At 68.5% G+C, this 6,416-nt stretch carries 9 protein-coding genes and 1 tRNA gene; 6 read left to right on the forward strand and 4 right to left on the reverse strand.

Annotation, left to right across the window (positions count from 1 at the left end):
• Positions 1-238: 238 nt before the first annotated feature.
• The 4 genes from RMO97_RS08790 (at position 239) to RMO97_RS08805 (ending at position 2,229) form a co-directional block, all read left to right on the forward strand.
• On the forward strand, positions 239-601 hold the full coding sequence (locus RMO97_RS08790; protein WP_310540401.1) for a Rap1a/Tai family immunity protein: 363 nt from the start codon (positions 239-241) through the stop codon (positions 599-601).
• A gap of 1 nt (position 602) precedes the next feature.
• Positions 603-872, forward strand: coding sequence for a hypothetical protein (locus tag RMO97_RS08795; protein WP_310540403.1), 270 nt, complete (start codon positions 603-605; stop codon positions 870-872).
• A gap of 227 nt (positions 873-1,099) precedes the next feature.
• A complete protein-coding gene (locus RMO97_RS08800; RefSeq protein ID WP_310540405.1) occupies positions 1,100-1,948 on the forward strand; it encodes a universal stress protein in 849 nt (282 codons plus the stop codon).
• A gap of 71 nt (positions 1,949-2,019) precedes the next feature.
• Positions 2,020-2,229, forward strand: a complete 210-nt coding sequence (locus RMO97_RS08805) for a hypothetical protein (protein WP_310540407.1) — start codon at positions 2,020-2,022, stop codon at positions 2,227-2,229.
• A gap of 10 nt (positions 2,230-2,239) precedes the next feature.
• Here RMO97_RS08805 and RMO97_RS08810 read toward each other — a convergent pair whose 3' ends face one another.
• Both RMO97_RS08810 and RMO97_RS08815 read right to left on the reverse strand, forming a co-directional pair.
• Positions 2,240-2,836, reverse strand: a complete 597-nt coding sequence (locus RMO97_RS08810; RefSeq protein ID WP_310540409.1) for a LysE family translocator — start codon at positions 2,834-2,836, stop codon at positions 2,240-2,242.
• 57 nt (positions 2,837-2,893) lie between these two features.
• On the reverse strand, positions 2,894-3,205 hold the full coding sequence (locus RMO97_RS08815) for a hypothetical protein (RefSeq protein ID WP_310540411.1): 312 nt from the start codon (positions 3,203-3,205) through the stop codon (positions 2,894-2,896).
• 212 nt (positions 3,206-3,417) lie between these two features.
• Here RMO97_RS08815 and RMO97_RS08820 point away from each other — a divergent pair, with 212 nt between their 5' ends.
• Positions 3,418-4,086 (forward strand): helix-turn-helix domain-containing protein, encoded by a 669-nt coding sequence (locus tag RMO97_RS08820; RefSeq protein ID WP_310540412.1) that lies wholly within the window; start codon positions 3,418-3,420, stop codon positions 4,084-4,086.
• Between the two features lie 48 nt (positions 4,087-4,134).
• Positions 4,135-4,812 carry a glutathione S-transferase family protein gene (locus RMO97_RS08825; protein WP_310540414.1) on the forward strand — a complete coding sequence of 226 codons (678 nt, stop codon included), beginning with the start codon at positions 4,135-4,137 and terminating at the stop codon, positions 4,810-4,812.
• Between the two features lie 323 nt (positions 4,813-5,135).
• Here RMO97_RS08825 and RMO97_RS08830 read toward each other — a convergent pair whose 3' ends face one another.
• Both RMO97_RS08830 and RMO97_RS08835 read right to left on the reverse strand, forming a co-directional pair.
• Complete coding sequence (locus RMO97_RS08830; RefSeq protein WP_310540416.1) at positions 5,136-5,969, reverse strand: universal stress protein; 834 nt, start codon at positions 5,967-5,969, stop codon at positions 5,136-5,138.
• A 113-nt stretch (positions 5,970-6,082) separates the two neighbouring features.
• Positions 6,083-6,160: transfer RNA gene (locus RMO97_RS08835), tRNA-Gly, on the reverse strand.
• Between the last annotated feature and the right edge of the window lie 256 nt (positions 6,161-6,416).

Below are 6,416 nucleotides of genomic sequence, written 5' to 3' on the forward strand. Positions count from 1 at the left end.
CCCGGTAACGACCCTCGGCATGAATCTGCTCAAGAGCGGTGCTGAACGCGGACTTGTAATCCATCGACTTGAATTCCGGCCGCGCGCTCGACGATCTCGCGCCCCAGCCGGTCCCCTTAGCTTCGCCGGGCTTATCGCGCCCCAGGTCTCAATGCCGTGCAAGGACGCCGCGGCCCTTGATCTGGGTCAATTGCGGAAAATCAAGGCGAGGCGGAGCGGTCCCTGAGAGTCTCGCCGCATGAGCTGGCTCCTTATCCTCTCTCTGGTCACGGCGCTCCCACCGCCGGCGCCAAGCGTCCAGGGCTTCATCAGCACCGAGGACCTGACGGTGCTCTGCGTCGACGCGTCCTCGGCCCTGTGCCTTGGCTACCTCGTGGGCGCGGTGGATCAATTGTTGGCCGGCCAGGCGCGGCGTCCCGCGACGCGGCGCACCATCTGTCCCCCAGCGAACCTCTCGGCCGAGGCCGTGCAGACGGCCCTGCTGCTGCGGCTGGGGCGTGATCGCGCAAACCGGCCGCAGGCCGCCGCCGACGCCATCCGCCAGGCGGTGGAGGCCGAATACGCCTGTCCGCTCGGCGCGGGCGTGCGGCCAGGACGCTGACGTGGCGGCCAGAGCGAGTGGCCTTCGGCCCTCGTGGCCAACCTGGACACTGGGCGTCCTCTATGGCCTGACCCTGTTGGCCTGCGGATGGATCCTCGGGCCCCTGCGGGTCATGGTGGTCGCCCCCCTGATTGGCCCGCTTGCCGCTGTCGGCCTCGAAGCGCCGCTCCTCACCGCGGTCATGGTCCTCACCATCGCTTGGATGGAGCGACTGAACCTGATCGACCGCCGGCCGGTGCGGCGTGCGGCCATCGGACTGACCGGCGCCTGAGTCGTGCTGGCAGGCGAAGTGGCCGGCGCGCTCCTGGCGCCCGATCACCGGGAAGCCTTGAGCAGGTTCTTCACGCCGCCGGGCCTCTTGGGCCTGGCCCTTGTCGGCGTCGCAGCCGTGATCCCTCTCGTCCTGCTCGCCTGGCCTTCGGCAGCCCGGCGGTTGCGCTAGGTCAAGGCGGGGTCTCGGGACAGGGTCATGTTGACCTCACATCCCTGGAGCGCCCCATGAGCCTGCAAGACATTCTGCTTCATCTCGACACCTATCCGGAGCCGACCCCTGACGCGGCGATCGATGCGGCCGTGGGCCTGGCCGCCCGCCTCGGCGGACAACTTACGGCGCTGGCGCTGCGCCTTTCGATCCCGGTGAAGAGTAACATCCTCGCCGAGCGCCTGATCGGCCTGACCGATCTTGCGCGCGAGGAAGAGGCCCGCAGTCTGGCCGCCTGCAATCATGTCCTGGAGCGCTTCAAGAGACGCGCTGAAGACACCGGGGTCTTCCGCGGCACGCTTCTCGAAACCGCCGGGTTGCCGGACTTCGCGCTGCATGTCGCCCGCAGGGCTCGGGCCCGCGACCTCTGCATCGTTCCCTTTGGAGGCGCCCTGGATGGCCAGAGGGAGGTCGCCGAGACCGTAATCTTCAACTCGGGGCGCCCCGTGCTGGTGATGCCCCGCGACATCCCCGCCGCTCCCAAGCTCACCGATGGCGTGGCGGTGATGGCGTGGGACGGCGGGGTTCCCGCGGCCCGGGCCATGGCCGACGCCCTGCCGATCCTACGGGGTATGCGTCGGGTGCGGGTCCTCACCATCCTCAATGAGAAGGCCTCGACGGTCGGTGGCATGGCGCAGGACGCCGCCCGTCACCTACAAGCGCACGGTATCGAGACGGCCATCGACTACGTCGAGACGGACGGACACGGCATCGCGCGGACCTTGGATGGATACCTCGGCGAGACGCGGCCGGACCTGCTTGTGATGGGCGCCTATGGGCACTCGCGGCTGCGGGAGATGGTCCTGGGGGGCGCGACCGAACACATGCTTCGCCACGCTACGATCCCGGTCCTCCTGTCCCATTGACGCGCGACAGCCAGCCCGTGTCGCAGGCCGCCTCGGCCTGCACGCAGCGCTCAGATCCCAGGAAGAAGTCCATGCCGCCTCAGGACGCCAGCGACCGTCAGCCCCTTCACCCGATCCGCGAGAGCGTCGGTTTCGTCATGGCGGCCCTGGGAGCGCTGGCCGCGGTGTTCTGGCCGGCCCATCGGCGCCGCCCGCCGGCCAGCCAGAAGGCGGCCGTGCCAGCGGACGATCCGCCGGTGACCCTGCTGGCCAGAGTGGCGCCCTTCCCGATCGAGGACTGATCGGAAGAAGTCAGGTGGACTGGAATGTTTGCCAGGCGAGCCACAGCGCGATCAGCACCAGGCCGCCGGCGACAGCCTGGTCGAGGCGGCGCCGGAAACCCGGAGTCTCCCACCGGGCCAGGCTCATGCTCCCGGCGGCCAGCACTATGGCGGTGTGGACCGTGATGCTGACAGCAACATGGATCGCGCCCAGGACCAGGGCCTGGGCGACAGGGTCACCGCGGGCCGGGTTGGTGAAGCCGGGCAGCAGGACAACGTAGAACACGGCGGCCTTGGGATTGAGCAGGTTGGCGATCAGACCCCGGGTGAACAGGCGCCCCCGGGCCGGGGGTTCCGCCTGGTGACCCAGAGGCGGCGCGGGCCCACCGCGCCAAGCCTCGAAGGCGAGCCACAGAAGGAAGCCGACACCCGCCCATTGCAGCAGCGCGTAGAGCCAAGCGATACGCATGACGATCGCCCCCAGGCCCGCCACCGCCGCAAGCATGTAGACGGTGAGCCCAAGGGTGACCCCCGCCACGGTCGCAAGCCCGGCGCGCCGGCCCCATCGAGAGGCGACGATGGTCAGATACCCCATGTTGGGCCCCGGGGTCAGCTCGACGAGAGCCACCGCCAGGAGGAATCCTGGCAGCAGCTCTGGGTCGACCGGAAGCGCGATGATCGCCGCCTAGGAGGTCTTGGCCCGGCGCGAGGCCACTACAAGAGCCACCAGGGCGGCCGCGGCGGTGGCGATCGCAGCGGCGGTGGCGACCGGATGGCGTTTGGCCTCGTCCGCCGTGGCGTTGACGAGGGTGACCGAGCGGTCGCGCGCCTCTTCAGCCAGGGCATGGGCGGCGCGGTTGAGCGCTTCGGACGCCTTGGAGATGGAGTCTTCGATGTCTCCGCCGACGTCGCGGGCGGCGCGCTTCAGTTCGTGCGCGACGTCCTCGAGGGCCTCATCGACGGTGCTGGCGACCGTCTTGGTGATCGACTTGGACATGGCGGCTTTCCTTCTGCTGCTGAGCCTTGTCGCCCGTCGGCGTGGCGATGGCTTTGCGATCGATCAAGTGGGGGGACGCCGCTCCGGTCTACGGCGTACGAACCTGGATCGCCGCTGTCGGGGCGCCTCCGTAGATCTACTTAGGGGGCGCTCCCGAATTTCGCCGCTCACCCGCGCAGCGTAGCCATTGCTCATCAAACCGGAGACGATCGATGAGCGCCGTCCAAACCCAAACTGTCCGCGCAGGCTACGCCGGACTAATGGCCCGCCCTCAAACGGAGGCCGCCGATCTGATGTGGCAGATGGGCGTGCGGATGGCCTTCGCCAAGGATGAGGAAATCTACGGCCAGGACGAAGATGCAGACCTAATCTACCGGGTCATTTCGGGCGCGGTTCGCACCTCGCGGCTGCTGAGCGACGGGCGCCGCCAGATCGGCGACTTCTATGACGCCGAGGACCTGTTCGGCATCGAGGCGGGCCCCACCCATCGCTACGCCGCCGAAGCGGTCAGCGACTGCGTTATTCTCGTGCTGAAGGCGTCCGCGCTGCGGGCGGCGGCGGGCGAGGAGGCCTTTCAAACCCTGCTCTGGGCCGCGACCAACCGGGAACTTGAGCGGACCCAGGAGCACCTGCTGCTGCTCGGACGAAAGACCGCGTGCGAGCGGGTGGCCAGCTTCCTGATGGGCCTGGCCGACCGGCGGCCCGCGGGAATGGTGAACCTGCCCATGGGACGCCAGGACATGGCCGACTATCTCGGCCTGACAATCGAGACGGTTTCGCGGATGCTGACGCAGCTGCAAGGCGCCCTGGTGGTCGAATTCACTGGCTCTCGGGAATTCCGCATCGCCAACCGTTGCGCCCTGGCGCGCATGGCCACCTGAGACGGGTCACGATCCGCGCGGCGAGGGTTCGGCTAGGAGAGGCGAGCGATGGCCACCCTCACGTTCCACTCGATGGCCGACAGCGCCTATCTCTGGACCGCCATGCAGGTGGCCGACGAGAAGGGGGTCGAGTACCGCCTCGAGCCCCTGGAGCTGGGGTCGGAGGCCCACCTGCGGCTGAATCCGTTCGGCAAGATGCCGGTGCTACAGCATGACCAGGTGGTGCTCTACGAGACCCTGGCGATCGCCCACTATATCGACCGCGCCTTCCCCGGCCCGGCCTTGCAACCCGCCGATCCCCTGGGCCAGGCGCATGTCCTGCGCTGGATCAGCATCGTCAACGCCTATGTGTTCCCGGTCATGAACCGCTTCGTGAAGGAGCGGCTGGTGCGGCCGGCCTGGGGGTTCGACACCGACGCAGCCTTCCTCCAGTCAGCGCGCGCGCCGTTATTGGCGCAAATCCGCCAGATCGACGACGCTGTCGGTGACGACGGCTACCTGGTGGGCGACCGCCTGACCCTGGCCGACACCTTCCTGTTCCCGCACCTGCTGTTCTTCGGCCGAACCCCGGAGGGCGCCGCCTTGCTGCAGGCAGCACCCCGCGTCTCCGGCTGGCTGACCCGGATGATGAAGCGGCCGAGCTATGTCCAATGCGACATGCGCCGCGCCTATGAGACCTTCAGCCAACTGCCCGCCGCCACGCCTGCGCTCTGGACCGCGGATTAGCGCCAACCCAGCCCCGAACCGGGCCTTGGAAGGGCCTCGGATGGGTGGCGCCGCGCGCCCGCGATGGTGACGCCTGACCTGGGACAGACGGCTGAGCCGCGTTCCACCCCACCTGGCCAAGGTCAGGGCGCGGGGGTCGCCTCAGCGGCCTGGGGTGGCGTGACGTTGGGCGGCAGCGGACGCGGATTGCACGCGGAGAGCACGAGAGTCGCGAGGCTCAACAGAAGACAGCGGCCAAGGAGGGGCATTGGCGGACTCCACAGGGCGCCGAAGCGCGGTGTCGGGGGGCGGCCTGCAACGATCCAGGCCAGGGCGGACGCACCTCAGTGCGAAAGCAGCAGGCCACAGGGCGGGTCGGCCAGGAGGTCGTGGCTGACGCCGCCCAGCACGAGTTCCTGAAGCCGCGGGCGCCCATAGACCCCCATGACCACGAGATCAGCCTTGAGGGCCGCCACATGGTCCCGAAGGATCTGACCTGCCGAGGCGTCATGGCTGCGGTCGACGATGAGGTTGGCCTTGAGGCCGTGGTTCTCCAGGTGGCGCTGCAGAAGTCCGTCCGCCCCCCCCTCGCCATGCGGCGAGACGATCAGGACATGCACCTCCTTGGCCTGGCTCAACAGCGGCCAGGCGTCCCGCAAGGCCCGCGCGGATTCCCGCGAGCCCTTCCACGCGACGACAACCCGTTCGGCCAGGGCCGGCGGAGCGCCGCCTTCCGGGATCACCAGGATAGGCCCACCGCTGCCGAGGGCCACGGCGGCGGCTGAAATGTCATTCAGGCTCAAGCTGACCTTGGCGATCGGCGGGAACACCGTCAGGTCGAAGCGTCGCGCACAGGCGATCAATTCCTGGTCACGGCCATCGACCACCAGCCAGTCGGAGTTGGCGCCCGCTCGACGCGCCTCGGCCTCGAAGATGCCGCGGGCGGCCTCGGAGGCCTGCAGGCGCGCCGCCGCTTCCTCCTCGATCAGCGCCTGGAGCGCGTCAGGGGGCATATAGGCCAGCGACTCCGCCACCATGGCGTCGCGCAGGAATTCGGACTTTAGGAAGACGCCGGTCAGCCGCGCGTTCAGGCGCGCCGCGAGCGTGGCCGCGGCCGCGGCGCGGGGCTTGGATGACGGGTGTTCGTCAACGTGAACGAGAATGTCTCGATAGGTCATGGGCTGTCCTCCGATCATCCCATCCTGCGCCTGCCCGCGACGGCCGCCTTGACGCCGATCAAAGGGCCCCGCGTTGGACGCAGAGGCGCGACAGGCACGGATTTCGAGAAAACTGGAGCGGGCGATGGGATTCGAACCCACGACATTCAGCTTGGGAAGCTGAGGGAAATGCAGCGTTTCCAACGCGCCGCCTCCCGACCAGGCCGAAAGCCGCTCCAACGGTTTCAATGGCTTAGCGGGTTTTTGCCGACTGCCCGGACAAGAACATAACCGGAACATTTTCCTCGACCGCGCAGCCCGCCCGCCCTAGGACTTCGGCCGGAGGTCATTATGAGCGCCACCCAAGTCCGTGAGATCGAGCGCCGCACCGACGCCGCCGGCAAGACCCTCTACTTCATGATCAAGTCCGGCAGCCGCAGCCGCCAGCACCGCTTCTTCGAGCCGCAC

The sequence above is a fragment of the Phenylobacterium sp. genome (assembly GCF_031425575.1).
GTDB lineage: Bacteria > Pseudomonadota > Alphaproteobacteria > Caulobacterales > Caulobacteraceae > Phenylobacterium.

Coding starts and splice junctions, on each gene's coding strand:
- RMO97_RS08825 (WP_310540414.1), top strand. CDS start 4,135: ATGGCCACCCTCACGTTCCACTCGATGGCCGACAGCGCCTATCTCTGG.
- RMO97_RS08820 (WP_310540412.1), top strand. CDS start 3,418: ATGAGCGCCGTCCAAACCCAAACTGTCCGCGCAGGCTACGCCGGACTA.
- RMO97_RS08790 (WP_310540401.1), top strand. CDS start 239: ATGAGCTGGCTCCTTATCCTCTCTCTGGTCACGGCGCTCCCACCGCCG.
- RMO97_RS08805 (WP_310540407.1), top strand. CDS start 2,020: ATGCCGCCTCAGGACGCCAGCGACCGTCAGCCCCTTCACCCGATCCGC.
- RMO97_RS08830 (WP_310540416.1), bottom strand. CDS start 5,969: ATGACCTATCGAGACATTCTCGTTCACGTTGACGAACACCCGTCATCC.
- RMO97_RS08815 (WP_310540411.1), bottom strand. CDS start 3,205: ATGTCCAAGTCGATCACCAAGACGGTCGCCAGCACCGTCGATGAGGCC.
- RMO97_RS08800 (WP_310540405.1), top strand. CDS start 1,100: ATGAGCCTGCAAGACATTCTGCTTCATCTCGACACCTATCCGGAGCCG.